Here is a 25,343-nt window from a genome sequence, read left to right as displayed (position 1 = left end):
CGGCGTCAATAACAGCAAAGGCCGTGAACATTCGTTAACTCAAGGCGGAACGCCTGATTCCATCTTCACTGTGGGGACACATGCAGACACTCAAGGTCGATCTAGGCGAGCGCAGCTACCCGATTCATATTGGCGAAGGTTTGTTGGATCAGCCTGAGCTGCTGGCCCCGCATATTCGCGGACGGCAAGTGGCAATCATCTCCAATGAAACGGTCGCGCCGCTCTATCTTGAACGTCTGACTCGCAGCCTCGCGCAGTTCTCGGTGATATCCGTCGTGTTGCCCGACGGCGAAGCCTTCAAAACCTGGGAAACCCTGCAACTGATCTTCGACGGCCTGCTGACCGCACGGCACGACCGCCGCACCACGGTGATCGCCCTGGGTGGCGGTGTGATCGGTGACATGGCCGGTTTTGCTGCCGCCTGCTATCAGCGCGGCGTCGATTTCATTCAGGTTCCAACCACGCTGCTGTCGCAAGTCGACTCCTCGGTGGGCGGCAAGACCGGGATCAACCACCCACTGGGCAAGAACATGGTGGGTGCCTTCTATCAGCCGAATGTCGTGCTGATCGACACGGCTTCCCTCAATACCCTGCCGGCCCGCGAACTGTCCGCCGGTCTGGCTGAGGTCATCAAATACGGGCTGATCTGCGATGAGCCGTTCCTGACCTGGCTCGAAGACAACGTCGATCGCCTGCGCAATCTGGATCAGCAAGCCCTGACCTACGCCATCGAACGCTCCTGCGCAGCCAAGGCAGCGGTGGTCGGCGCCGACGAAAAGGAAACCGGTGTTCGTGCCACCTTGAACCTGGGCCACACCTTCGGCCACGCCATCGAAACCCACATGGGGTATGGTGTCTGGCTTCATGGTGAGGCCGTCGCTGCTGGCACCGTAATGGCGCTGGAAATGTCCGCCCGCCTGGGCTGGATCAGTGAACAGGACCGTGATCGCGGCATTCGTCTGTTCCAGCGCGCCGGGCTGCCGGTCATCCCGCCCGAGGAGATGACGGAAGCCGATTTTCTCGAACATATGGCAATTGATAAAAAAGTGATCGACGGTCGTTTGCGCCTGGTGCTGCTGCGCCAAATGGGCGAGGCAGTGGTGACCGACGATTATCCGAAAGAGGTTTTACAGGCCACGCTGGGAGCGGATTACCGCGCCCTGGCTCAGCTTAAAGGTTAATAAGATCGCGATGACTAGTTTGCATGCGGACGAGGCTTTCCTCGGCCATTACCAGTTGAGTCATGACCCTTTTGCTCCACGGGTGCCTGGCTTCAAGTTTTTCCCGGCCCAGCGCAAACCGGTGCTGGGACAGCTGCACCACCTGGCGCGTTACAGCCAGTTGCTGTTGGTCGTCACAGGGCCCCAAGGCAGTGGCAAGACCCTGTTGCGCCAGGCCCTGGTGGCCAGCACCAACAAACAATCCGTGCAAAGCGTGGTGGTTTCCGCCCGTGGCGCCGGCGATTCGGCTGGCATCCTGCGGCAGGTTGCCCAGGCGCTGGACGTTGCCCAGGCCGAGATCGGCGCGATTCTGGCGCAGGTGGTGCAACTGGCGCTGACCGGTCAGGAAGTCTATCTGCTGGTGGATGACGCCGAGCAACTCGACGAGTCCGCGCTCGAAGCCTTGATGGCGCTGGCCGCCGGAGCGCCGGAAGGCCGTCCGCATGTGTTCCTGTTCGGGGAGTCCTCGCTGATCGCTCAGCTGGAGCAGTTGAGCCTGGAGGAAGAGCGTTTCCACGTCATCGAGCTGCAGCCTTATACCGTAGAGGAAACGCGCGAATACCTGGATCAGCGCCTCGAAGGCGCAGGCCGGGGGATCGAACTTTTTACCGCGGATCAGATCTCTGATATTCATGAACGCTCCGACGGTTGGCCTGGCAACATCAATCAGGTCGCCCGCGATGCCATGATCGAAGCCATGATTGCCAGCCGCACAGCGGTCAAGCGTCCAAGTATGGGGTTCAATATGCCGAAGAAACACGTATTGGCGATTTCCGCCGTCGTTGTGGTCGCGGTGGCCGCCGCCTGGTTGATGCCGGGTCGCAACAAAGCGCCGACCACGGGTGCACCTGCCAACGAACAGGCGCAACTGCCGCTCGGTCAGGGTCAGCCAGCAGCAAACGGTGGTGCACCGTCTGTCGAATTCGCCGGCAACACGCAGCCGATGCCATTGCCGTTGGTCGGTAATTCGCAACCGGTCATGCGTGGTCCGCTGGCCGAAGCCGCAGGCGGGATTTCCGAGGGAGATGATGGCGTGCCGGTCGAAGGCTCCAGCGCCACGCCGCCGACCGTGACCACGACTGCGCCGCCTGTGGGCGTGCCTGCCGGTCCTGCACCGACACCCGCCGCCAAGCCGACGCCTGCTCCGACTCAAGTCGCTACCGCCAAGCCAGCGCCGGTTCCAGCGGCCAAGCCTGCACCCGCGCCCGTGGCTAAAGCCGCACCTGCGGCCAAGCCGGTCGAGAAGCCAGTCGAGAAACCAGCCGCCGTGGCCAAGGCCGCAGGCGGCAGCTGGTACGCAGGTCAGGCTCCGGGCAACTACGTGGTACAGATCCTCGGCACCAGCTCTGAAACGGCCGCGCAAAACTTCGTCAAGGAGCAGGGCGGCGAGTACCGCTACTTCAAGAAAGTCCTCAACGGCAAGCCACTCTATGTGATCACCTACGGCAGTTTCGCCAATCGTGATGCAGCCGTTTCCGCCATCAAGGCCTTGCCAGCGAAGGTTCAGGCTGGTAAACCTTGGCCTCGCACTGTCGCCAGCGTCCAACAGGAACTGGCAACAACTCGCTGAAGATTCGGCGGCCTTACCCAGGCCGCCTCTCCAAGCACCTCAAAATTTCTACAAGAGCGCGCTGGCCCCACAGGCCGCGTGCCTTGTGGTGTCTGCGTCACAGTAGTCTTTGAGTCGTTGCGGTCAAGATTAAAAAAGTTTTGACTAGCACAGCGGATCGCTTTAAACCTTTCACAAATGCGACATGAATTTGCGACATTTCGTCGTCAAATTTGTGAGGCCAAGTGACGGTGTGTACAATGACCTCCCTTTTGCCCCCGCAAAGCCGGCGTACGTTCGGCGTGGACGGTAAGTGGTTGAATTGAAAAGAAATTTGCCTCGATAAGAGGCAGCCTGGTGAGAAAGTGTCTATGAAAGCAGGTCTGTACCAACCAGATGAATTCAAGGATAACTGCGGTTTCGGCCTGATAGCCCATATGCAGGGCGAGCCCAGTCATACCCTTTTGCAAACGGCCATCGAGGCCCTGACCTGCATGACCCACCGCGGTGGGATTAATGCCGACGGCAAGACCGGTGACGGTTGCGGTCTGCTGATTCAAAAGCCGGACGTGTTCCTGCGAGCCATCGCCCAGGAAACGTTCGGCGTCGACCTGCCCAAGCAATATGCCGTGGGCATGGTCTTCTTCAACCAGGACCCGGTCAAAGCCGAAGCCGCTCGCGAGAACATGAACCGCGAGATCCTGGCCGCCGGCCTGCAGCTCGTCGGCTGGCGCAAAGTGCCGATCGACACCAGCGTCCTCGGCCGCCTGGCCCTTGAGCGCCTGCCACAGATCGAGCAGGTGTACATCGGCGGTGAAGGCCTGAGCGACCAGGACATGGCCGTCAAGCTGTTCACCTCCCGTCGTCGCTCGTCCGTGGCCAACGCCGCCGACGTCGATCACTACGTCTGCAGCTTTTCCCACAAGACCATTATTTATAAAGGCCTGATGATGCCGGCGGACTTGACCGCCTTCTATCCAGACCTGAGCGATGAGCGCCTGCAAACCTCGATTTGCGTGTTCCACCAGCGCTTCTCCACCAACACCCTGCCGAAATGGCCGCTGGCCCAACCGTTCCGCTTCCTGGCGCACAACGGCGAGATCAACACCATCACCGGCAACCGCAACTGGGCCGTGGCCCGTCGCACCAAGTTCACCAACGATTTGATGGACCTGGAAGAACTCGGCCCGTTGGTCAACCGCGTCGGTTCCGACTCCTCCAGCATGGACAACATGCTCGAGCTGATGGTCACCGGTGGCATCGACCTGTTCCGTGGCGTGCGGATGATCATTCCGCCAGCGTGGCAGAACGTCGAGACCATGGACCCGGATCTGCGTGCGTTCTACGAATACAACTCGATGCACATGGAACCGTGGGACGGCCCGGCCGGCGTGGTCATGACCGATGGTCGCTACGCGGTGTGCCTGCTCGACCGTAACGGTCTGCGTCCGGCGCGTTGGGTCACCACCAAGAACGGCTTCATCACCTTGGCTTCGGAAATCGGTGTCTGGAACTACCAGCCTGAAGACGTGATCGCCAAGGGCCGTGTTGGCCCTGGCCAGATCTTTGCCGTGGACACCGAAACCGGTCAGATCCTCGACACCGACGCCATCGACAACCGCCTGAAGTCTCGTCATCCGTACAAGCAATGGCTGCGCAAGAACGCCCTGCGCATCCAGGCGACCATGGAAGACAACGACCACGGTTCGGCGTTCTACGACGTCGATCAGCTCAAGCAATACATGAAGATGTACCAGGTCACGTTCGAAGAGCGCGACCAGGTGCTGCGTCCGCTCGGCGAGCAAGGCTACGAAGCCGTGGGCTCGATGGGCGACGATACGCCGATGGCCGTGCTGTCCCAGCGCGTGCGCACGCCGTACGACTATTTCCGCCAGCAGTTCGCGCAGGTGACCAACCCGCCGATCGACCCGCTGCGTGAAGCCATCGTCATGTCGCTGGAAATCTGCCTCGGTGCCGAGCGCAACATTTTCCAGGAGTCGCCGGAACACGCCTCGCGCGTGATCCTCAGCTCGCCGGTCATTTCCCCGGCCAAGTGGCGCTCGCTGATGAACCTCGATCGTCCGGGCTTCGAGCGCGCGATCATCGACCTGAACTACGACGAAAGCGTCGGCCTCGAAGCGGCGATCCGCAACGTCGCCGATCAGGCTGAAGAAGCCGTGCGCGCCGGTCGTACCCAGGTCGTGCTGAGTGACCGTCACATCGCCCCGGGCAAGCTGCCGATCCACGCTTCCCTGGCCACCGGCGCGGTGCACCATCGCCTGACCGAAAAAGGCCTGCGTTGCGACTCCAACATCCTGGTGGAAACCGCGACCGCCCGTGACCCGCATCACTTCGCCGTGTTGATCGGTTTCGGTGCCTCTGCCGTTTATCCGTTCCTGGCTTATGAAGTGCTGGGTGACCTGATCCGCACCGGTGAAGTGCTGGGCGACCTCTACGAGGTGTTCAAGAACTACCGTAAAGGCATCACCAAGGGCCTGCTCAAGATCCTGTCGAAGATGGGTATCTCGACCATCACGTCGTACCGTGGTGCGCAGTTGTTCGAAGCCATCGGCCTGTCCGAGGAAGTCTGCAACCTGAGCTTCCGTGGCGTGCCAAGCCGCATCAAGGGTGCGCGTTTCGTCGACATCGAAGCCGAGCAGAAGGCCCTGGCCACCGAAGCCTGGAGCCCGCGCAAGCCGATCCAGCAAGGCGGCCTGCTGAAGTTCGTCCACGGTGGCGAATATCACGCGTACAACCCGGACGTGGTCAACACCCTGCAAGCCGCTGTGCAGCAGGGCGACTACAGCAAGTTCAAGGAATACACGTCGCTGGTGGACAACCGCCCGGTGTCGATGATCCGCGACCTGCTGAAAGTCAAAACCCTCGACACGCCGCTGGACATCAGCGAGATCGAACCGCTGGAATCGGTGCTCAAGCGCTTCGACTCCGCCGGTATCTCCCTGGGCGCCCTGTCGCCGGAAGCTCACGAAGCCCTGGCCGAAGCCATGAACCGCCTCGGTGCGCGTTCCAACTCCGGCGAAGGCGGCGAAGACCCGGCGCGCTACGGCACCATCAAGAGCTCGAAAATCAAGCAGGTTGCCACTGGCCGTTTTGGCGTGACCCCGGAATACCTGGTCAATGCCGAAGTGCTGCAGATCAAGGTCGCCCAGGGCGCCAAGCCAGGCGAGGGCGGTCAACTGCCGGGCGGCAAGGTCAACGGTCTGATCGCCAAGCTGCGTTACGCAGTGCCGGGCGTGACCCTGATTTCGCCACCGCCGCACCACGACATCTACTCGATCGAAGACTTGTCGCAGCTGATTTTCGACCTGAAACAAGTCAACCCGAAAGCGCTGGTTTCGGTGAAGCTGGTGGCTGAAGCGGGCGTCGGCACCATCGCCGCCGGTGTGGCCAAGGCCTACGCGGACCTGATCACCATCTCCGGCTACGACGGCGGTACCGGTGCATCGCCGCTGACTTCGATCAAATACGCGGGCGCCCCGTGGGAGCTCGGCCTGGCCGAAACCCATCAGACCCTGCGTGGCAACGACCTGCGCGGCAAAGTCCGGGTACAAACCGACGGCGGCCTGAAAACCGGCCTCGACGTGATCAAGGCCGCCATCCTCGGCGCTGAAAGCTTCGGCTTCGGTACCGCGCCGATGATCGCCCTGGGCTGCAAATACCTGCGCATCTGCCACCTGAACAACTGCGCCACCGGCGTTGCGACCCAGAACGAGAAGCTGCGCAAGGATCACTACATCGGCACCGTCGACATGGTGGTGAACTTCTTCACCTACGTCGCCGAAGAAACCCGTGAGTGGCTGGCCAAGCTGGGCGTGCGCTCCCTCGAAGAGCTGATCGGCCGTACCGATCTGCTGGAAGTCCTCGAAGGGCAGACCGCCAAGCAGCATCACCTGGACCTGACCCCGTTGCTGGGCAGCGATCACGTGCCGGCGGACAAACCCCAGTTCTGCGGCGTGGACCGTAACCCGCCATTCGACAAGGGCCTGCTGGCCGAGAAAATGGTCGACATGGCCACCTCGGCGATCAACGACCTGAGCGGCGCCGAATTCGCCCTGGATATCTGCAACTGCGACCGTTCCATCGGCGCGCGGATCTCCGGCGAGATCGCCCGCAAACACGGCAACCAGGGCATGGCCAATGCGCCGATCACGTTCCGTTTCAAAGGGACTGCCGGCCAGAGCTTCGGCGTGTGGAACGCCGGTGGTCTGAACATGTACCTGGAAGGCGATGCCAACGACTACGTCGGCAAGGGCATGACTGGCGGCAAGCTGGTCATCGTTCCGCCGAAAGGCAGCGTCTACAAGACTCAGGACAGTGCCATCATCGGCAACACCTGCCTCTACGGCGCCACGGGCGGCAAGCTGTTCGCCGCCGGCACCGCGGGCGAACGTTTCGCCGTGCGTAACTCCGGTGCCCACACCGTCGTGGAAGGCACTGGCGATCACTGCTGCGAGTACATGACCGGTGGTTTCGTCTGTGTTCTGGGCAAGACCGGTTACAACTTCGGCTCTGGCATGACCGGTGGTTTCGCCTACGTGCTCGACCAGGACAACACCTTCGTTGACCGGGTCAACCATGAACTGGTGGAAATCCAGCGGATCAGCGGCGAGGCGATGGAAGCCTATCGCAGCCACCTGCAGCGCGTGCTGAACGAGTACGTCGAGGAAACCGACAGCGAGTGGGGTCGTAACCTCGCTGAAAACCTTGACGATTACGTGCGTCGTTTCTGGCTGGTCAAGCCCAAGGCTGCCACCCTGAAATCGTTGCTTTCCAGCACCCGTGCCAACCCGCAGTGATATGCGCCTGAAGAGTTTGATGAGGTTTTAACAATGGCTGAACGTCTGAATAATGACTTCCAGTTCATCGAGGTCGGGCGCAAGGATCCGAAGAAGAAACTGTTGCGTCAACGCAAGAAAGAGTTCGTGGAAATCTACGAACCGTTCAAACCCCAGCAGTCGGCCGACCAGGCCCACCGCTGCCTGGGTTGCGGTAACCCGTATTGCGAATGGAAGTGCCCGGTGCACAACTTCATTCCCAACTGGCTGAAGCTGGTGGCCGAGGGCAACATCCTCCAGGCCGCCGAGCTGTCTCACCAGACCAACACCCTGCCGGAAGTCTGCGGCCGGGTGTGCCCGCAGGATCGTCTGTGCGAGGGTGCCTGCACCCTTAACGACGGTTTCGGCGCGGTCACCATCGGTTCGGTGGAGAAGTACATCACCGACACCGCGTTCGCCATGGGCTGGCGCCCGGACATGTCCAAGGTCAAGCCGACCGGCAAGCGTGTCGCGATCATCGGTGCGGGCCCTGCGGGCCTGGGGTGTGCCGACGTGCTGGTGCGCGGTGGCGTGACCCCGGTGGTGTTCGACAAGAACCCGGAAATCGGCGGTCTGCTGACCTTCGGTATCCCCGAGTTCAAGCTGGAAAAGACCGTGTTGAGCAATCGCCGCGAAGTCTTCACCGGCATGGGTATCCAGTTCCGCCTCAACACCGAGGTGGGCAAGGACATCACCATGGATCAACTGCTCGAAGAATACGATGCGGTCTTCATGGGCATGGGCACCTACACCTACATGAAGGGCGGCTTTGCCGGTGAGGACCTGCCGGGCGTTTACGACGCACTGGACTTCCTGATCGCCAACGTCAACCGCAACCTGGGCTTTGAAAAGTCGCCGGAAGATTTCGTCGACATGAAAGGCAAGAAGGTCGTGGTACTGGGCGGTGGTGACACGGCGATGGACTGCAACCGTACGTCGATCCGCCAGGGCGCCAAGTCGGTGACCTGTGCTTATCGTCGCGACGAAGCCAACATGCCGGGCTCGCGCAAAGAGGTGAAGAACGCCAAGGAAGAAGGCGTGAAATTCCTCTACAACCGCCAGCCGATCGCCATCGTCGGTGAGGACAAGGTCGAAGGCGTGAAAGTGGTCGAGACCCGTCTCGGCGAACCGGACGCCCGCGGCCGTCGCAGCCCTGAGCCGATCCCGGGTTCCGAAGAGATCATCCCGGCCGACGCCGTGGTCATCGCTTTCGGCTTCCGTCCAAGCCCGGCGCCGTGGTTCGAACAGTTCAGCATCCAGACCGACAGCCAGGGCCGCGTTGTCGCGCCTGAGCAGGGCCAGTACAAACACCAGACCAGCAACCCGAAGATCTTCGCCGGTGGCGACATGGTCCGCGGTTCCGACCTGGTGGTGACGGCGATCTTCGAAGGCCGTAATGCGGCTGAAGGGATCCTGGATTACCTGGGCGTCTGAGCCCGAATCCTGAGCTGAAATGCAATAACCCTGTGGGAGCGAGCCTGCTCGCGATAGCGGTCTGTCATCCAACTTCAATGTTGGATGTGCCGACCTCTTCGCGAGCAGGCTCGCTCCCACAGTTGTTTTGTGTTGTGGCGAAAGCCGTGTTCCACCGCGACAAATTGACCCGATAGACAAAAGGCTGACCTGCATCCGTGCCTTTTGCGCCCGGCTCTGAGAAAATGCCCGCACTTTTTTTCCGGATGCCGACATGACTGCCCTGAAGAACGACCGTTTCCTCCGCGCCCTGCTCAAGCAACCCGTAGACGTCACTCCCGTGTGGATGATGCGTCAGGCCGGTCGCTACCTGCCGGAATACCGCGCCAGCCGAGCCAAGGCCGGCGATTTCATGAGCCTGTGCATGAACCCGTCGTTCGCTTGCGAAGTCACGATGCAGCCGCTTGACCGTTATCCCCAACTGGATGCGGCGATCCTCTTTTCCGACATCCTGACCATCCCCGATGCCATGGGCCAAGGCCTGTACTTCGAAACCGGCGAAGGTCCGCGCTTCAAGAAAGTCGTCAGCACCCTGGCCGACATCGAAGCCTTGCCGATTCCCGATCCGCAGAAAGACCTCGGCTACGTGATGGACGCAGTCAGCACCATCCGCCGCGAACTGAACGGCCGTGTGCCGCTGATCGGTTTCTCCGGCAGCCCATGGACCCTGGCCACCTACATGGTCGAAGGCGGCTCGTCGAAAGACTTCCGCAAGACCAAAGCCATGCTCTACGACAACCCGCAAGCCATGCACCTGCTGCTGGACAAGCTCGCGCAGTCGGTCACCAGCTACCTCAACGGCCAGATCATGGCCGGTGCGCAAGCGGTGCAGATCTTCGACACCTGGGGCGGAAACCTCTCGGCGGCGGCCTATCAGGAGTTCTCCCTGGCCTACATGCGCAAAATCGTCAGCGGCCTGATCCGCGAGCACGAAGGTCGCAAGGTGCCGGTGATCCTGTTCACCAAGAACGGTGGCCTGTGGCTGGAAAGCATTGCCGACGCTGGCGCCGATGCATTGGGCCTGGACTGGACATGCGACATCGGCAATGCCCGTGAGCGTGTCGGCAGCAAAGTCGCACTGCAGGGCAACATGGACCCGACCGTGCTCTATGCCAAGCCAGAAGCGATCCGTACCGAAGTCGGGCGCATTCTCGCCAGCTACGGCAAAGGCAGTGGTCACGTGTTCAACCTCGGTCACGGCATCACGCCGGAAGTCGATCCGGAACACGCGGGTGCTTTCCTGCGCGCGGTGCATGAGTTGTCGGCGCAGTATCACGAGTAACTGATTCTGCAATGATCAGAAGCCTGTTCGGCCTGGTGCCGGACAGGCTTTTTTTTATGCCTTTCAACTTCGCGTTTAGTTGAGGAGGGGCTTCTTGTAAGAAGTTTTTCATTTCTTGTCGGACAGAGGCGCATAGAGACTGATCCTGCGGTAAGCAGAGATTTTCCCTACATAGCGAACGAATTTATCCAAGTAAGGTTTCAGACCCTTGCTCAGCCCCTCGCTGAGCAATGTCGCAAAAATCGGCGCCTGTTCTGCGCGCCTTGTTCTTCGATAAGTAGTCTGGAATTCATTTGATGAAAAATACGTCTTATAAGGGAAGTGCGTTGGCTGCCTGCACCTCCTCAATGATCCTGTTATCGGCAATGTTGGCGTCTCAAAGTGCTTCCGCTCACGGCTATCTGGAAGTACCGCCTTCCCGTGCACTGGCTTGCCAGAAAGGCTTGAACACCAACTGTGGCGGCGCTCAATACGAACCACAAAGCGTCGGCGAAACCTTCAAGGGCTTCCCGGCCGGTGTCGGTGGTGCGCCTTTGCAGGGGCCCGTCGACGGCAAGATCGCCAGTGGCGGTCACTCGCTGTTCTCCGCCCTGGACGCTCAGTCCGCCACGCGTTGGCAGCTGACGGAAATCAAGGATCGCAACATCGATTTCCAATGGCGCTACACGGCTGTGCACCCGGCCACCAAGCATGAGTACTTCATCACCCGCAACGGCTGGAACCCGAACGAATCGCTGAAACGCGCCACCTTCGAAAGCACGCCGTTCTGCACCATCGACGGCGGCAATCAGAAGCCGTCAAACACCGACAAGCACAACTGCAACATCCCTACCGACAAAACCGGCCACCACGTGATTCTGGGGATCTGGACCGTGGGTGATACCGATGCGGCGTTTTACAACGCGGCGGACGTGAACATCATTGCCGAGCCCGAGTTGCCGGGCGGCTGGTCTTCCGTGGGCCGCATCGCGCCTTCGACCCCGTTGCTGGCAGGTGACAAGGTCAAGGCCCGTGCCTTTACCGCCAATGGCGAGAGCTCGAACTACAGCGTGGAAATCTCCATTGATAACGCCGAAGAAGGCTCGCCAAACAACTGGTCGTTCAAACTGGCCGAAGCCATCAACAAGGCTCACGCACTGATCCGGGCTGGCGTTCGCGATGAAAACGGCACGATTGAGCCGGTCAAGGGCAACAACAGTCTGTATGCGCAGAAAGAAAGCGGCGTCATCCGCTACGAAGTGCAGCTGGACATGAGGGAAGACGCTGCCGCGAGCATGTCGGTGGCGCCCCTGCAGGCGGAACATGTTCTGGACAAAGGCCTGGCGAAGGTCGAGTTCAGCATGATTGCCAATCGCAAGATGAACGTCGAAGCGACCCTGTACGACGAGCACAACAAGCTGGTCGGCTCCACTTCGGCACAGGTCGACAGCGGCTCGACTTCGCTGACCCTGGATGTGCGCAGCAACCCGGGCAAACACACCCTGACGCTGGTGGGCACCACCCTGGATGGCCGGACCACTCGCCAGGACACCCAGGCTACACAACTGACCGGTGAAGGCGCCGGTGCCGACTATGACTTCGTGTTCCCGGAAGGCATCAGTGACTACACCGCCGGCACCAAAGTGCTGCAGCCAAAGACCAACGAAGTCTTTGAATGCAAGCCGTTCCCGGAGTCGGGCTACTGCAAGCAATACAGCCCGACCGCCACCGGCTTTGAGCCTGGTGTCGGTGCGCACTCGCACATGGCGTGGAACAAGCTCTAAGTCCCGCCGCAGTACTTCAGGCGACCTCTTGAGGGTCGTCTGAAGGCTAATTCTTCTGATGGAAAATCAAGTGAACCAGTCGTGACGTTTCCACTGATGACGGTTACCCGTTTCGGCTTGCGCCTGCGTAACGTTGGCCTATTGCTGTTGCCAATGGGCTACGCCGCGTTTCTGATGTGGCAGGAGTGGCGCTTTCGTGAACTCTTCCCTCGGCCACCCCTGACAGTGACCACCCTAACGCCTGCACCCGCGACCCTCGGTGATGCTCTCGATGCTACCGCTGTGGCCACGGTGCTTGGCTTGACGACCCAATCCGCGCTGCTCGCCAGTGCCGAACCGCTGACCCTGCAGGCCAGCTTCGTCGTCAGCAGTGGTCTGTCCAGGGCCTTGCTGGCCGATGCCCAAGGCTCGCGCATGTATCAAGTGGGCGATCGCTTGCCCGGTGGCAGTGTTCTGCGCCGCGTCGAGGCCAATCAAGTGGTGTTGTGGAACAAGGGGCGGGAGGAGCGATTGACGCTGCAACCACCTGTCGCGCGTTTCCTGCGTTCAATCGAATCCCCGGTCGATGCACGACCTCCCGTTATTTCTACGCGTTATCTACGCCCGATTATCGGGCCGTCAGAGTGATCAAACCCATGAACAGCTTCACTGGCGCGCAAGCCTTGCGCTCCATGTTTCTCTTTGCCGTTTTGGCGATCGTGCCTCTTCCTGGCGCACTTCAGGCCGCAGAAGAAAAGTGGCAGTTGGCGATGAACAACGCCGAACTGCGCGACATTGTCGAAGAAATCTCCGCCATTCTCGGCACCACCGTAGTACTGGATCCCAGGGTTTCCGGGCGTATCACGGTGATGTCCCGTCAGGCCCTCGACCGTGAGGGCGTTCGCCGGTTGTTCTACTCGGTATTGGACGCCCACAACTTCACAGTGATCGACGAGGGCGACCGGATCCTGATCACGCCAGTGACCGAAGCCAAGACCCGCGCCAGCGGTTCGGCGAAAAATGCCACGGCCTCGCAGTTCGTCACCCGGGTCATCGAGCTGAACACCAGCAGCGCCAACGATATTGCCGGACTCGTCCGGCCTTTGGTGTCGGTCAACGGCTATGTCGGCCCATCGGCGTCAACCAATGCACTGGTGATCACGGACACCACCGCCAATGTGCACCGAATTGTCGAAGTGGTGCGGCAACTGGATGCGGGTAAGAACAGCCTGCACGCAGTGGTTCAACTGCGTCATGCACAGGCCAGCGACGTGGCTCCGGTGATGGAGGCCTCTCTGGGCAAGCGGACTGCCGATTCGCCGATCCAGGTGCTGGCCGATGCGAGAACGAATCGCCTGATTCTGATTGGGCCGGCAGCGGTTCGCCAACGCCTGGCCGATCTGGCACGCCGTCTCGATATCCCGGCCACCGAGTTGCCTGACAACGCCCGGGTGATCCGCCTGCGCCACAGCGACGCCAGGCAACTGGCAGAGATTCTGGAAACCATGGGCCAGGGCCGCAAAGCCGCGCCGACCCTGAGCGGCAGCAAGGAAACGGCCTCCGGTGCGACGTTCATGATCAAGGCCGATGAAAGCCAGAACGCGCTGGTGTTGATCGCCGAGCCGGCGCAGGTCAGGACCATCGAAAGCATCGTGCGTCAGTTGGATCAGCCGCGGGCGCAGGTGTTGATCCATGCGGCCATCGTCGAAATCTCCGGCGACATCGCCGAAGCCGTGGGGGTGCAGTGGGGCCTGAACACCGGTGACGCCAAAGGCTTCATCAATTTTCCCGGCACCGACATTCCCATTGTCGGCGGCCTGACGTTCGACGAGAAAAAGTCGGCGCCCGAAGGTGCGCTGTTGCGTCTGGGAAGCGACCGTTTCGGCGCATTGATTTCGGCGCTGGCCAGCAACACCCGCAGCAACCTGCTGTCCACGCCGAGCCTGTTGACGCTGGACAACCAGGAAGCGGAAATCATTGTCGGCCAGAACGTGCCATTCAAAACCGGTTCCTACGCCACCAACAGCAGCGGCGCGGATAACCCGTTCACCACGGTCGAACGCAAGGACGTGGGCATCAGCCTGAAGATCAAGCCGTACATCAATGAAGGCTCGACCTTGCGCCTGGAAGTCGAGCAGGAAGTCTCGGACATCGCGCCCTCGGTATCGGGTATCGACTCTTCGGACCTGATCACCAACAAACGAGCGCTCAAGAGCACCATCCTGGCCGACGACGGCGAAATCATCGTGATAGGCGGCCTGATCCGCGACAGCGTGCGCACCCAGAAAAGCGGTGTGCCGCTGCTGCGCGACATTCCCTACCTCGGCGCGCTGTTCCGCTGGAACCGGGAAACCCAGACCAAAAGCAACCTGATGGTGTTCTTGCGACCGACCATCGTGCGCAGCAAGGAAGACCTGGTCGAGGTCAGCCGGCAGCGTTACAACGCGCTGCATGACTTGAGTCAGCGAGGGGCCCAGGGCAACAACTCGTTGCTGCTGCCGGCCGATGCGCGTCAGTTGTTCGAACCGGGTTCTGACGCGCCGCTGTTCGATCTGCGCAAGCCAGCGCCGAGTACGCCATGACCGGTGTGAGCGATGTTTACCAGCCGCTGCCGTTCGGTTTCGCCCGGCGTTTCGGTGTCTTGTTGGAGCGCGACGGTGACGAGTGGGGGCTGGCGCTGCGTGCCGATACACCGCTCACCGCGCTGGCCGAAGCGCGGCGGTTATACGGTCGGGAACTGCCGCTGCGGCTGCTGCCACCGCCGGTATTTGCCGAACGTCTGGCGGCGGCGTACCGCGAAGGTCAGAGCGCGGCGGAACAGGTCGCTCAAGGACTGGATGACGACTTGGACTTGCTCAGTCTGGTGGATCAGGTGCCGCAAACCGCCGACTTGCTGGAGCAGCAGGGCGATGCGCCGATCATTCGCCTGATCAACGCGCTGCTCAGCGAAGCCGTACGCGAACAGGCCTCGGATGTGCACCTGGAAACCTTCGAGCAGTACCTGTCGGTGCGCATGCGCGTCGATGGGCAATTGCGCGAAATGCTCCGGCCGCGGCGAGAACTGGCGACTCTGCTGGTGTCGCGAATCAAGGTCATGGCGCGGCTGGATATCGCGGAAAAGCGCGTGCCCCAGGATGGCCGCATGGCCCTGCGGCTGGCCGGGCATGAAGTGGACGTGCGGGTCTCGACCCTGCCATCGGCGCACGGTGAACGAGTGGTATTGCGCCTGCTCGACAAACAGGCCGGGCGCCTCGAATTGCAGCGCCTGGGCATGCCGGACCGCACCCTGGCAGCCCTGCGCGAACTGCTCGGCAAACCCCACGGCATCCTGCTGGTCACCGGGCCCACCGGCTCCGGCAAGACCACCAGTCTGTACGCCGCGTTGAGCAGCCTGAACGACCAGACGCGCAACATCCTTACCGTCGAAGACCCCATCGAATATCACCTGCCGGGCGTCGGCCAGATGCCGGTCAATCCGAAGGTGGACATGACCTTTGCCCGTGGTTTGCGGGCGATTCTGCGCCAGGACCCGGACGTGGTGATGGTCGGCGAAATCCGTGATCGCGAGACGGCGGAAATCGCCGTGCAGGCCTCGCTCACCGGTCATCTCGTGCTTTCGACATTGCACACCAACAGCGCGGTCGGCGCAGTCACGCGGCTGGTCGATATGGGCGTCGATGCCTACCTGCTGGCCTCTTCACTGGTGGGCATTCTGGCCCAACGCCTGCTGCGCACCTTGTGTCCACATTGCAAGGCGCCTTATAGCGCTGACGCAGCCACCCGCCTGCGGCTGGGGTATGACGCGACGGCGCCCTTGCAGTTGTTCCGGGCCGTGGGCTGTGACCAGTGCCAGCACGGTTATCGCGGGCGCATCGGTATCTACGAATTGATCAGTGTGACGCCGGCCATTTCGGCGCTGATCCATCAGGGGGGCAGCGAACAGGCGTTGCTCGGCGAGGCGCGCAAGGTATCGCAGAGTCTGTTTCAGGACGGTCGGCAGCGGGTGATCGACGGCCTGACCAGTCTCGACGAGTTGCTGCGTGTGACTCGGGAGGACTAAGGCATGCCGACATTCGACTACCGCGCCGACGACGCCCAGGGTCGCCCTTGCAAGGGGCGGCTTGAGGCTGACAGTCCTCGACATGCCCGGCAGTTGTTACGCGAGCGCGGCTTGTGGCCGCGTGATGTGAGTGAAATCCGCGTCGCTGGGGGCACGAAGTCGTCCCATGGCACTGGCCGCTTGAGTGCCGCCGACCTGGCGTTGCTGACACTGCAACTGTCCACCTTGGTCCAGGCCGGTCTGCCGCTGGAGGAAGCCCTCGATGCGGTGGCCAAACAGAGTGCCAAACGTCGGGTGGCCGGCCTGTTGTCGGCCGTCAGAAGTCGAGTGATGGAGGGCCATGCGCTGGCCACAGCCTTGGCTCAGTTCCCCAGGGCCTTCCCCGAACTGTTCCGCGCCACGGTCGCTGCGGGTGAGCGCTCCGGTCATCTGGGCCATGTGCTGGAGCAACTGGCTGCGTACACCCAGGCGCGTCAGGCCTCGCGGCAAAAGATCCAGATGGCCTTGGTCTACCCGGCGATTCTGATGCTGGCCAGCGTGGTGATCGTCGGTTTTCTGCTCGGTTACGTGGTGCCGGACGTGGTGAAAATTTTTGTCGACAGTGGTCAGGCACTGCCGTGGCTGACCCGAGCGCTGATCAGCGCCAGCGACGGGCTGCGCAGCCATGGCCTGATGTTGCTCGGCGTGATCGCGATGGTGGTGGGTGTCTGGCGCTGGAGCCTGCGTCAGCCGACCTGGCAGCTGCGTTGGCATCGCCTGATGTTGAACCTGCCGGTGATCGGCGAAGTGCTGCGGGCGATGGAGGCCGCGCGGTTCGCCAGCACCCTGGCCATCCTCGGTAAAAGCGCAGTGCCGCTGGTCGACGCCCTGGAAATCGCCGCCGCCGTCATCGGCAACCTGACCATTCGCGCACGCATGGCCGACGTGGCCCGCTCGGTCCGCGAAGGCGGGACCCTGACCCGTGGCCTGGAACTGAGCGGCGACATCCCGCCGATGATGCTGCACATGATCGCCAGTGGCGAACGGGCCGGCGAACTCGACCGCATGCTGGCCCGCGCCGCCGAACAACAGGAAAGCAGCCTGGCAGCGCGCATCGCCCTGGTGGTCAGCCTGTTCGAACCGGCCATGCTCGTGCTGATGGGGGGCGTCGTGTTGCTCATTGTGCTGGCCATCCTGCTCCCGATTCTCAGCCTCAACCAATTGGTGAATTGACCTTGAACGCCCTACATCGCAGAACATCCCAGCGCGGTTTTACCCTGATCGAAATCATGGTGGTGGTGGTCATCATCGGCATTCTCGGGGCCATCGTGGTGCCGCAGTTCATGAGCCGTCCCGATCAAGCCAAAGTCACCGCCGCCAAAGTCGATATCCAGGCCATCGGCACCGCCCTTGAAATGTATCGCCTCGACAACTTCCAGTACCCCTCGACCCAACAGGGGCTGGAAGCCTTGGTCAAGCGTCCGTCCGGGCTGCCGGCGGCGCGCAACTGGAACCCTCAGGGCTACTTGAAAAGTCTGCCCGTCGATCCGTGGAACACGCCCTATCAGTACCTCAACCCCGGCGTGAAATCGGCCGATGGCGGCTATGACCTGTACTCCCTGGGTTCCGACGGCGTGGTCGGTGGCGAAGGGCATGCGGCTGACATCGGCAACTGGGGTGGGTGAGCCATGCCACGTCGCTGCCGGGGGTTTACCTTGCTCGAATTGATGATCGTGATCGTGTTGATCGGCGTGCTGGTGGGCATGGTGAGTTTCGCCACCGGCATGAACCCGGCGCGTCAGGCCAGGCAGGAAGCGGATGCGCTCGCGGGCATGATTCGGCAGCTACGCCAGCAGGCGGTGCTCGAAAGCCAGGAGCATGGGGTGCGCCTGAGTACCGACGGCTACCGGGCGATGCGGCTCGGTGTGCGCGGCTGGGAACCGGTGTCGGCATTGTATCGATGGCCCGACCATCTGCGCCTGCGCCTGAAACACGACGGTTATTCCGTGAGCCTCGGCGCCGACGAAGGCCCTCCGCAATTGCTGATGCTCAGCAGCGATGAAACCAGCGCCTTCACCCTGACATTCGAGACCCGGGGCAGGGACTGGTTGATCCTGTCCAGCGACGGTATCAGTGAGGCGGTGATCGATGGCTAGGCCGTCGAGCAGGCCTCGCATGGACGGATTCACCCTGCTGGAAATCATGGTGGCCCTGGCGATATTCGCCACCCTGGCGACGGCCGTTCTGTCGGCGAGCCAATACGTCGTGAAGCAGGCTGCAGTGGTCGAGGAGCGCCTGATAGCGGCCTGGGTGGCGGACAATGCTTTGGCCGAATTACGCCTGCAATCCACGCCGGCCTTTGGGCCGCAACAGCGGCTTGTGCACATGGATCGGCGTGACTGGGTCGTACGACAGCGCACCCGCATCGGCAGCGACCCGCGTCTGCTCGAAGTCGATGTCGAGGTCAGCCTTGCCGGTCGCGAGCAGGTGCTGCACCGCGCCAGTGGCTGGATACCCAATCGCCATGAATAAGCAGGCCGGGTTCACCTTGCTGGAGTTGGTGATCGCCTTGGCGATCTTCGCCCTGTTGGGGCTGGCCAGCTGGACGCTGTTCGACGGGGTGGTGCGCGTTCAGCGCGGCACCACGGTCCACGAAGCTGAGTTCAGACGTCTGCAACGCGCCGTGGCGGTGATCGAGCGCGATCTGCTGCACGTCACCGAACAGCCGATCATGCTTGGGCAAACGCAGCTGCAATTGCAGCGCGGCAACTGGCGCAACCCACTGGATCAAGCGCGCAGCGAACGCCAAGCGCTGACCTATCGCCTCGACAACGGCGCGTTGTGGCGTGACAGTCGAGCCGAAGGCACGCCGATCGAGCAGCGGCAAAAACTGCTCGAGGATGTCCGGCACTTGAGCTGGCGCCTGTTCGATCGCCAGGCCGGTTGGCGCAGCGATTGGCCGACCGGTCAGGCGGTCGATGCCCCCTTGGCGCTGGAAGTGCAGCTGTCGACAGGCCGTTTCGAGTCGATCCGCCGGGTGCTGTTGTTGCCGGGGGCCTGGCCATGAAGACCAGTCAGCGTGGCATGGCCTTGATCAGTGTCTTGCTGGTCATGAGCCTGGCCCTGTTGATCATCGGCGGGGTGCTGCGCAGCCATCGGCTGTTGCTGCAAAGCACCGCTCAGCAGCTGCAGCAGATGCACTTGAAGCAAGTCGCCCTGGCCAACGAAACCTGGACGTTGCTGCGGTTGCAGGACGCCGGGCAAGCGGCAGGGAACACGGTCGATCTGACTCAGGATTGGGCGACTGTCCGTGGTTACGAGGTTGAAGACACGCAAGTACGGGTGGCGGTCGAGGACCTGGCCGGGCGTTTCAACGTCAATGCCCTGTTGATTCAGGGGCAGATCGATCAGGTCACGCTCAATCGCTGGCATCGCCTGCTGGCATTGCTCGAAATACCTGCACTGCCATTGGCGCAGGTGGGCGCGTTGCGAGAAACGAGTCAACTGCGCCTGCTGCCGGGTATCGACGGTGAACGACTGCGTCGGCTGGAGCCTTGGATCGCTACCTTGCCCAAAGAGGCCGCGCTGAACATCAATACGGCCCCGGAAATAGTCTTGCGATCAATCGACGGCCTCGACGCGGCCACCGTAGCCGCGTTGCTGCGTCAGCGCTCGACAACACCCTGGCCGAGCGTTCAGGCCTTCACCCAAGACCCGACGCTTGAAGGTTTGGGTTTGAGCAGCCATGGCCTGGGCATCGATAGCCGCTGGTACCGGATCACGGTCCAGGTGACCCAGGGGCAAAGCCGTTTGCGCCTGGCCACCGATGTCGAACGCGATCCCAAAACACGCCAGCTGAAGATCCTGCAACGGCGTGTGCTGCCGTCGAATCCCCACGAGATAATTCCATGAAAACCTGGCTCTACCTGACGGCCGAAGGCCTGGCCGCGCCGTCGCTCGACTGGCCCTGTTGTGTCTGGTCGTCGACCGGCCAACGACAGATCATGCCGCTGAACCAGGCGGCGCCGGAACTGAAGGGGCAAGCCGTCGACCTGTTGTTGCCCATGGAACTCTGCAGCTGGGTGCGCAGCGAGCCCTGGCCCTCCAGGCGTCGACCCGCTGCACAAGCCATCGCCTTCGCCGTTGAAGAGCAGCTGGGAGAAACGCTGGAAAAACTGCACCTGAGCGTCGGCGCTCGTGACCCAAAAGGGCGTTATCCGGTGATGGTGATCGATCGCGAACGCTTCGCTGCCGTGCTCCAGTTGCTGAAAGAGGTGGGCATCGAAGTGCGTTCGGTCTTCGTCGATGCGGACCGGTTGCCGCAGGGCCAGGCGCTCGGCGTCTGGTGGTTCGGTCGCTGGATGCTCGGCGGCGGTTTGCCCGCTCGTCTGACATTGACCGAGGACGGGCTGGCCCTGCTCAAGCCGGCGCTGCCCATCGATATTGGGTGGTGTGACGAACGACAGGAGATGGCCGATGCGGATCAATGGCTGACCCTGGCGTCGCCACAGGCCATCAATCTGCTGCACGGTGATTTTGCCCGGCAGCGCAATCGCCTGCCCTGGCGTCTCGGCGGGTTGGCTGTGGCGCTACTGTTGGCGCTGGACTGGGGCGCCAGTGAAGTACGAATCCACTTTCTCGAAAGCCAGGGCCGTGAGCTCCACAGCCGCAACGAACAGCAGTTCAAGGCGCTGTACCCGGAACAGACACGCATTGTCGATCTGGCGGCCCAACTCGGCGCCCTGCAAGCCCAAGGCACGGAGCCGCAGCACAGCCGTATCGCCGGCCTGGTCAATCTGGTCGAGCAAGTCATTGGCGCCAGTCCGGTCGAAGTCCAGCGCATCGAGTTTCGCCAGGGTGACGGCTGGAAAATCCAGCTGACCGCCAACAGCTTTGCCGAGCTGGAGTTGCTGCGCGAGCGTGGGCGGCAACAAGGCACGTCTGTGCGCATCGACAACGCGAGCAAGGACCAAAACCGGGTGCAGGCGACCCTGACCGTGGAGCAAGAGGCATGAAGCCAAGCGAGATTAAAGCGGCGACGTTACAGCGCTGGCAGCGTCTGTCCATTCGAGAGCAGCGGCTGCTAGGGGGGCTGAGTGTGTTTGTCCTGAGTGTCGCGGCGTTCGGTCTGGTCTGGCAGCCGACGCAACAACGACTGATGACGGCTGAGCGTCAGTATCAACAGCAGCTGGCGCTGGCGGCCCGACTGCAACAGGCGCGACCGCGCAGTCATGTGCCAAAACCGGCCGATCAGCCCCTGTCGTTGCGCATCAGCGAAAGCGCAGCCACGGCGGGGCTTGAGTTGCAGCAGATGAACAGCGACAACGACCTGCTGCGCCTGACCGTCAGTGGCGACGCCATGACATTGCTGCCATGGCTGGACCGCATCGAACGTGACGGTATTGCGCTGCAATCGTTGACCCTGGAAAAGCGCGACGCCGTGCTGGAGGCGAGGATGGTGCTCAGATAGTCGCGCCGGTTCCCGGCAACGGCGGCAACTTCGCCAGTTTCAGCGCGACCAGCAGCGCCACCAACAGCAACCCGCCGATGAACAAACCGATACCGTTCCAGCCGCCCAGGTGCCAGAACACGCCGCCCGCCGTGCCGGCAATGCTCGACCCGGCGTAGTAGCTGAACAGGTACAGCGACGATGCCTGGCCCTTGGCCTTGGTGGCGCGGCGGCCGATCCAGCTGCTGGCCACGGAGTGGGCGGCGAAGAAGCCGAAGGTGAACACCAGCATGCCGAAGATCACCAGCGGCAGCGCGGTGAACATCGTCAGGGCAAGACCGGCGAGCATCAGCACGATGGTGCTCCAGAGCACCTTGCGCCGGCCGAGTTTGTCGGCCAGCGAGCCGATTTTCGCCGAACTGTAGATACCCGACAGGTATACCACCGACAGCAGCCCGACGAAGGCCTGCTCCATGTGGTACGGCTCGGCCAGCAGGCGATAACCGATGTAGTTGAACAGCGTGACGAACGCGCCCATCAACACGAAGGCTTCGAGAAACAGCAGCGGCAGCCCGGCGTCGCGAAAGTGCATGGTGAAGCCATCGAGCAGGCTGCGCGGGTGCAATGAGCGGGCGCGGAAGTTGCGCGATTCCGGGAGGATTTTCCAGAACACCGCCGCCGCAATGAACGCCAGGCCACCGATCACCAGCATCGCCGTGTGCCAGCTGACGAAGTCGATCAACACCCCGGTAATCAGTCGCCCGCTCATCCCGCCGATGGCGTTGCCGCCGATGTACAGGCCCATCGCCAGGCCGATGTGATGCGGGTGAATTTCTTCGCTCAGATAGGTCATGGCCACCGCCGCCAGGCCACTCAGCGACAAACCGATCAATGCGCGCATCAGCAGCACCCCGTGCCAGCTGGGCATCATCGAACTGGCGATGGTGCACAGTGCGGCGGCGAACAACGCCGCGACCATCACCGGTTTGCGCCCGACGCGGTCGGAGAGGGGGCCGGTGATCAGCAGGCCGATGGCAAGCATGCCGGTGGCCACCGACAGGATCAGGCTGCTCTGTGCCGCGTTGATCGAATATTCGTGGGACAACAGCGGCATCATCGGCTGCACGCAGTACAGCAGGGCAAAGGTTGCGAAACCGCCGCAGAACAGCGCCAGCACCGTGCGCATGAACGCCGGCGTGCCTTTTTCGATGTAGATCTCCTTGAGTTCAGCGACGACATCGTCCTGTACGGCAGGCGGAACTTCATGGGCAAGTGGGGCGACAGCAGTTTTCACGTTGGACCTCGGAGGGGCGCAGCCGGTCAGGCAATGAAAAAAGCATATAGCTGGCTAATGATTCAATCAAATATATTGTTCGACCTGTTTGATAGCTTTTACGACCTAATGGAAATCCCATGGAATTGCGTCATCTGCGCTACTTCATCGCCGTCGCCGAAGAACTGCATTTCGGCCGCGCCGCACAGGTGCTGGGCATCTCGCAACCACCGCTGAGCCAGCAGATTCAGGCGCTGGAGCAAGAGGTCGGGGCGCGATTGTTCGAACGTACCAATCGTCGGGTCGAGCTGAGCGAGGCCGGTCGACTCTTTCTCGAAGAGGCGCGGCTGGTGTTGGCCCAGGTCGACAAAGCGGCGGATGTCGCCCGCCGGGCCCAGCTCGGTGAGTTGGGTGAATTGAAGATCGGTTTCACCTCGTCGGCACCGTTCAACTCGACCATTCCCCAGGCGATTTTCTCGTTTCGCCAGCGTTTCCCGGCGGTGCACCTGAACCTGCGGGAAATGAGCAGCACCCAAGTGGCCGATGCGCTGGTGGACGAATCGATCGAGGTCGGGATCATGCGGCCATTGGGCCTGCCGGACTCCCTCAGCGTGGTGGAGCTGATGCGCGAACCGCTGGTGGCGGTGCTCAGCGCCAAGCACCCGTTGGTCAAGGACAGTGAAGAGGGCTTGTTCCTGTCGGCCCTGGCCCTCGAGCCTTTCGTGTTTTTCCCGCGCAGCTACGGCAGCGGCCTGTATGCACAACTCCTCAGCCTGGCCCGCGATGCCGGCTTCAGCCCGCACTTCGCCCAGGAGGCCGGTGAGGCGATGACCATCATCGGCTTGGTGGCGGCGGGACTCGGTGTCTCGGTGTTGCCGGCGTCCTACCAGCGGATGCGCATCGATGGCGTGGTCTATCGACCCTTGCTCGACCCGGCGGCGGTGTCGGCGGTGTGGCTGGTGCAGCGCAAGGATCAGAAATCGCCGATGGCGAGGGCGTTTGTGGAGTTGTTGACGAGGAAGGTTGAGGGGTTAGGGGCGTGAGCAAACCGTTGTATCGGGGACATTTCAAGTACCGGATCCGGCTTGGTCGTTGAATAGACTCGATCAATGACCCAGGCAGGAACAGCGGGACGCATAGGTTGACTGAGTGCCTGACGCCATGGCGCTTCATTTTTTTTGAGTATGGCCGATAACCGTCTTCGGACTGCTCAAAAACCATGGAGATACAGGATGTTCAAGCAACTAACCTTCACCGCTTTGCTGGCGTTGGCTGCGCTGACCGCTGGATGTGCTTCGGTAAAAATGGCCGATGACTCTCAGGACGCTCAGGCCAAGACGTTCCAGGTGACTTCGGGCAAAGCCAATATCTACGTTTATCGCAACGAGAGCATGGGCGCCGGCGTGAAAATGCCAGTCACGCTCAATGGCAAACCCGTGGGTGAGACAGTTGCCAAGTCCTACCTGATGTTAGCGGTCCCGGCTGGCCAGCAAACGCTGGTCTCTTCGGCGGAAAACGATTCGGAACTGAAGCTCAACGCAGAACCGGGCAAAAACTACTTTGTCTGGCAGGAAGTGAAAATGGGCTTCATCAAGGCCCGCAATAGCCTGCAAGTTGTCGATGACAAAACCGGCCGTGCGGGCGTGACTGAAAGTAAGTTGATTCAAGCGCAGTAAGTACCCGGACGTTTTTCCGTCGGACCTGTAGGAGCCGGCTTGTCGGCGAAGGCGGTATGTCCGCCGGCATCTACTTCGCCTGACGCGCCGCTTTCGCCGGCAAGCCGGCTCAGGCTCATTGTTGTTTCAATGGTGTTTGTAGGACGTTTCCGAACGTATATGCAGGGAGGCTACGGCGCCTTGCGTCAGGACTTACAACTACTCCAGAATCCGCCGGCTTGTGCGCTTCGGGGGCCATCGCTAACTTGATCGGCGTCACTGATGGTCAGTGATCGGGTTTAGTAGCCCGTTCCGAAGTAAGCGCATTAGCGCTCCTGATAGGCAGGTATTCCCGTACCTGCCCTTGATGGCAGCCGTGCGCAGGGCGTCTTCGGGCGCGCCGGGGTACATCGGCCGGTCTACTAACCTGCGTACAGCTGCCACCCTTTTGATGAGTCGCGATGAGGTGTCGGCCCGATCTGCTACAGGACGCTTAATCATGACCGATTCAGACAATTCACCGGACACCGGCCCGCACGCGCCACACCGGCCGAACAGCATCTTCCTCATCGACCCCGATATCGACAACCACACCCTGCTGGAACACGCCTGTGTGTCCCTGGCCTCCGCCAACGTGATGGCCATGGATTTCGCCAGGTACCTGAAGGGGTCGCAGAGCGACACCCTGGTGGGGATCCAGCAATTGATCATGCTGGGAGAGCTGGCGGTGAACCGGGTGCTGGATACACTCGACCCACCATAACCATTGTAGGAGCGAGCTTGCTCCGGGCGGCGTTCCGACGATGGACGTCAATGATAACGCGTG

21 protein-coding genes are annotated in these 25,343 nt (G+C 61.7%); 20 read left to right on the top strand and 1 reads right to left on the bottom strand.

Going from position 1 to position 25,343, the window contains the following annotated elements; translation table 11 throughout:
• Positions 1 to 80 precede the first annotated feature (80 nt).
• The 17 genes from aroB to gspM all read left to right on the top strand — a co-directional run bounded on the left by aroB (position 81) and on the right by gspM (position 21,610).
• Positions 81 to 1,181: a 3-dehydroquinate synthase gene (aroB, locus tag JQF37_RS10570; RefSeq protein ID WP_047536476.1), complete on the top strand. Its 1,101-nt coding sequence runs from the start codon at positions 81 to 83 to the stop codon at positions 1,179 to 1,181.
• Between the two features lie 10 nt (positions 1,182 to 1,191).
• Positions 1,192 to 2,790: an AAA family ATPase gene (locus JQF37_RS10565; protein ID WP_130207273.1), complete on the top strand. Its 1,599-nt coding sequence runs from the start codon at positions 1,192 to 1,194 to the stop codon at positions 2,788 to 2,790.
• Positions 2,791 to 3,140: 350 nt separating this feature from the next.
• Complete coding sequence (gene gltB / locus JQF37_RS10560; RefSeq protein ID WP_130207271.1) at positions 3,141 to 7,586, top strand: glutamate synthase large subunit; 4,446 nt, start codon at positions 3,141 to 3,143, stop codon at positions 7,584 to 7,586.
• Positions 7,587 to 7,619: 33 nt separating this feature from the next.
• Positions 7,620 to 9,038, top strand: coding sequence for an FAD-dependent oxidoreductase (locus JQF37_RS10555; protein ID WP_130207269.1), 1,419 nt, complete (start codon positions 7,620 to 7,622; stop codon positions 9,036 to 9,038).
• 253 nt (positions 9,039 to 9,291) lie between these two features.
• On the top strand, positions 9,292 to 10,359 hold the full coding sequence (hemE, locus tag JQF37_RS10550; protein ID WP_047536484.1) for a uroporphyrinogen decarboxylase: 1,068 nt from the start codon (positions 9,292 to 9,294) through the stop codon (positions 10,357 to 10,359).
• Positions 10,360 to 10,655: 296 nt separating this feature from the next.
• Positions 10,656 to 12,122 (top strand): N-acetylglucosamine-binding protein GbpA, encoded by a 1,467-nt coding sequence (gene gbpA / locus JQF37_RS10545; protein WP_130205126.1) that lies wholly within the window; start codon positions 10,656 to 10,658, stop codon positions 12,120 to 12,122.
• 96 nt (positions 12,123 to 12,218) lie between these two features.
• Positions 12,219 to 12,749: a type II secretion system protein N gene (locus JQF37_RS10540; protein ID WP_130205137.1), complete on the top strand. Its 531-nt coding sequence runs from the start codon at positions 12,219 to 12,221 to the stop codon at positions 12,747 to 12,749.
• Between the two features lie 8 nt (positions 12,750 to 12,757).
• Complete coding sequence (gene gspD, locus JQF37_RS10535; protein WP_130205124.1) at positions 12,758 to 14,683, top strand: type II secretion system secretin GspD; 1,926 nt, start codon at positions 12,758 to 12,760, stop codon at positions 14,681 to 14,683.
• On the top strand, positions 14,680 to 16,161 hold the full coding sequence (gene gspE, locus JQF37_RS10530) for a type II secretion system ATPase GspE (RefSeq protein ID WP_130205122.1): 1,482 nt from the start codon (positions 14,680 to 14,682) through the stop codon (positions 16,159 to 16,161). The genes gspD and gspE overlap by 4 nt, the downstream gene beginning before the upstream one ends.
• Positions 16,162 to 16,164: 3 nt before the next feature.
• The gene (gene gspF, locus JQF37_RS10525) at positions 16,165 to 17,373 is read left to right on the top strand and encodes a type II secretion system inner membrane protein GspF (protein WP_130205120.1); all 1,209 of its coding nucleotides are present in this window, start codon (positions 16,165 to 16,167) and stop codon (positions 17,371 to 17,373) included.
• 2 nt (positions 17,374 to 17,375) lie between these two features.
• Complete coding sequence (gspG, locus tag JQF37_RS10520) at positions 17,376 to 17,825, top strand: type II secretion system major pseudopilin GspG (protein ID WP_130205118.1); 450 nt, start codon at positions 17,376 to 17,378, stop codon at positions 17,823 to 17,825.
• A 3-nt stretch (positions 17,826 to 17,828) separates the two neighbouring features.
• Complete coding sequence (gene gspH / locus JQF37_RS10515; RefSeq protein WP_130205116.1) at positions 17,829 to 18,296, top strand: type II secretion system minor pseudopilin GspH; 468 nt, start codon at positions 17,829 to 17,831, stop codon at positions 18,294 to 18,296.
• A 19-nt stretch (positions 18,297 to 18,315) separates the two neighbouring features.
• Positions 18,316 to 18,672, top strand: coding sequence for a type II secretion system minor pseudopilin GspI (gene gspI, locus JQF37_RS10510; RefSeq protein ID WP_223272645.1), 357 nt, complete (start codon positions 18,316 to 18,318; stop codon positions 18,670 to 18,672).
• Positions 18,665 to 19,207 carry a type II secretion system protein GspJ gene (locus JQF37_RS10505; RefSeq protein ID WP_130205112.1) on the top strand — a complete coding sequence of 181 codons (543 nt, stop codon included), beginning with the start codon at positions 18,665 to 18,667 and terminating at the stop codon, positions 19,205 to 19,207. The genes gspI and JQF37_RS10505 overlap by 8 nt, the downstream gene beginning before the upstream one ends.
• A complete protein-coding gene (locus JQF37_RS10500) occupies positions 19,204 to 20,052 on the top strand; it encodes a type II secretion system protein GspK (protein WP_130205110.1) in 849 nt (282 codons plus the stop codon). The genes JQF37_RS10505 and JQF37_RS10500 overlap by 4 nt, the downstream gene beginning before the upstream one ends.
• Positions 20,049 to 21,155 (top strand): type II secretion system protein GspL, encoded by a 1,107-nt coding sequence (gene gspL, locus JQF37_RS10495; RefSeq protein ID WP_130205108.1) that lies wholly within the window; start codon positions 20,049 to 20,051, stop codon positions 21,153 to 21,155. Before JQF37_RS10500 ends, gspL begins: the two co-directional genes overlap by 4 nt.
• On the top strand, positions 21,152 to 21,610 hold the full coding sequence (gspM, locus tag JQF37_RS10490) for a type II secretion system protein GspM (RefSeq protein WP_130205106.1): 459 nt from the start codon (positions 21,152 to 21,154) through the stop codon (positions 21,608 to 21,610). Before gspL ends, gspM begins: the two co-directional genes overlap by 4 nt.
• Here the strand turns inward: gspM and JQF37_RS10485 are convergent.
• Positions 21,603 to 22,883, bottom strand: a complete 1,281-nt coding sequence (locus tag JQF37_RS10485) for an MFS transporter (RefSeq protein WP_130205104.1) — start codon at positions 22,881 to 22,883, stop codon at positions 21,603 to 21,605. The two genes, gspM and JQF37_RS10485, sit on opposite strands and share 8 nt — an antisense overlap.
• Positions 22,884 to 23,002: 119 nt before the next feature.
• Here JQF37_RS10485 and JQF37_RS10480 point away from each other — a divergent pair, with 119 nt between their 5' ends.
• From JQF37_RS10480 to JQF37_RS10470, 3 genes are all read left to right on the top strand, one after another.
• Complete coding sequence (locus JQF37_RS10480; protein ID WP_130205102.1) at positions 23,003 to 23,905, top strand: LysR family transcriptional regulator; 903 nt, start codon at positions 23,003 to 23,005, stop codon at positions 23,903 to 23,905.
• 189 nt (positions 23,906 to 24,094) lie between these two features.
• Positions 24,095 to 24,538 (top strand): DUF2846 domain-containing protein, encoded by a 444-nt coding sequence (locus JQF37_RS10475; protein ID WP_130205100.1) that lies wholly within the window; start codon positions 24,095 to 24,097, stop codon positions 24,536 to 24,538.
• A 478-nt stretch (positions 24,539 to 25,016) separates the two neighbouring features.
• Positions 25,017 to 25,280, top strand: coding sequence for a DUF6124 family protein (locus JQF37_RS10470; RefSeq protein WP_130205098.1), 264 nt, complete (start codon positions 25,017 to 25,019; stop codon positions 25,278 to 25,280).
• The last annotated feature ends 63 nt before the right edge of the window (positions 25,281 to 25,343 follow it).

The organism is Pseudomonas sp. MIL9 (genome assembly GCF_016887925.1).
GTDB classification, from domain to species: Bacteria; Pseudomonadota; Gammaproteobacteria; order Pseudomonadales; family Pseudomonadaceae; genus Aquipseudomonas; species Aquipseudomonas mohnii.
The sequence above is the reverse complement of the archived record's forward strand: the minus strand, read 5'-3'. Positions and strand labels throughout refer to the sequence as shown.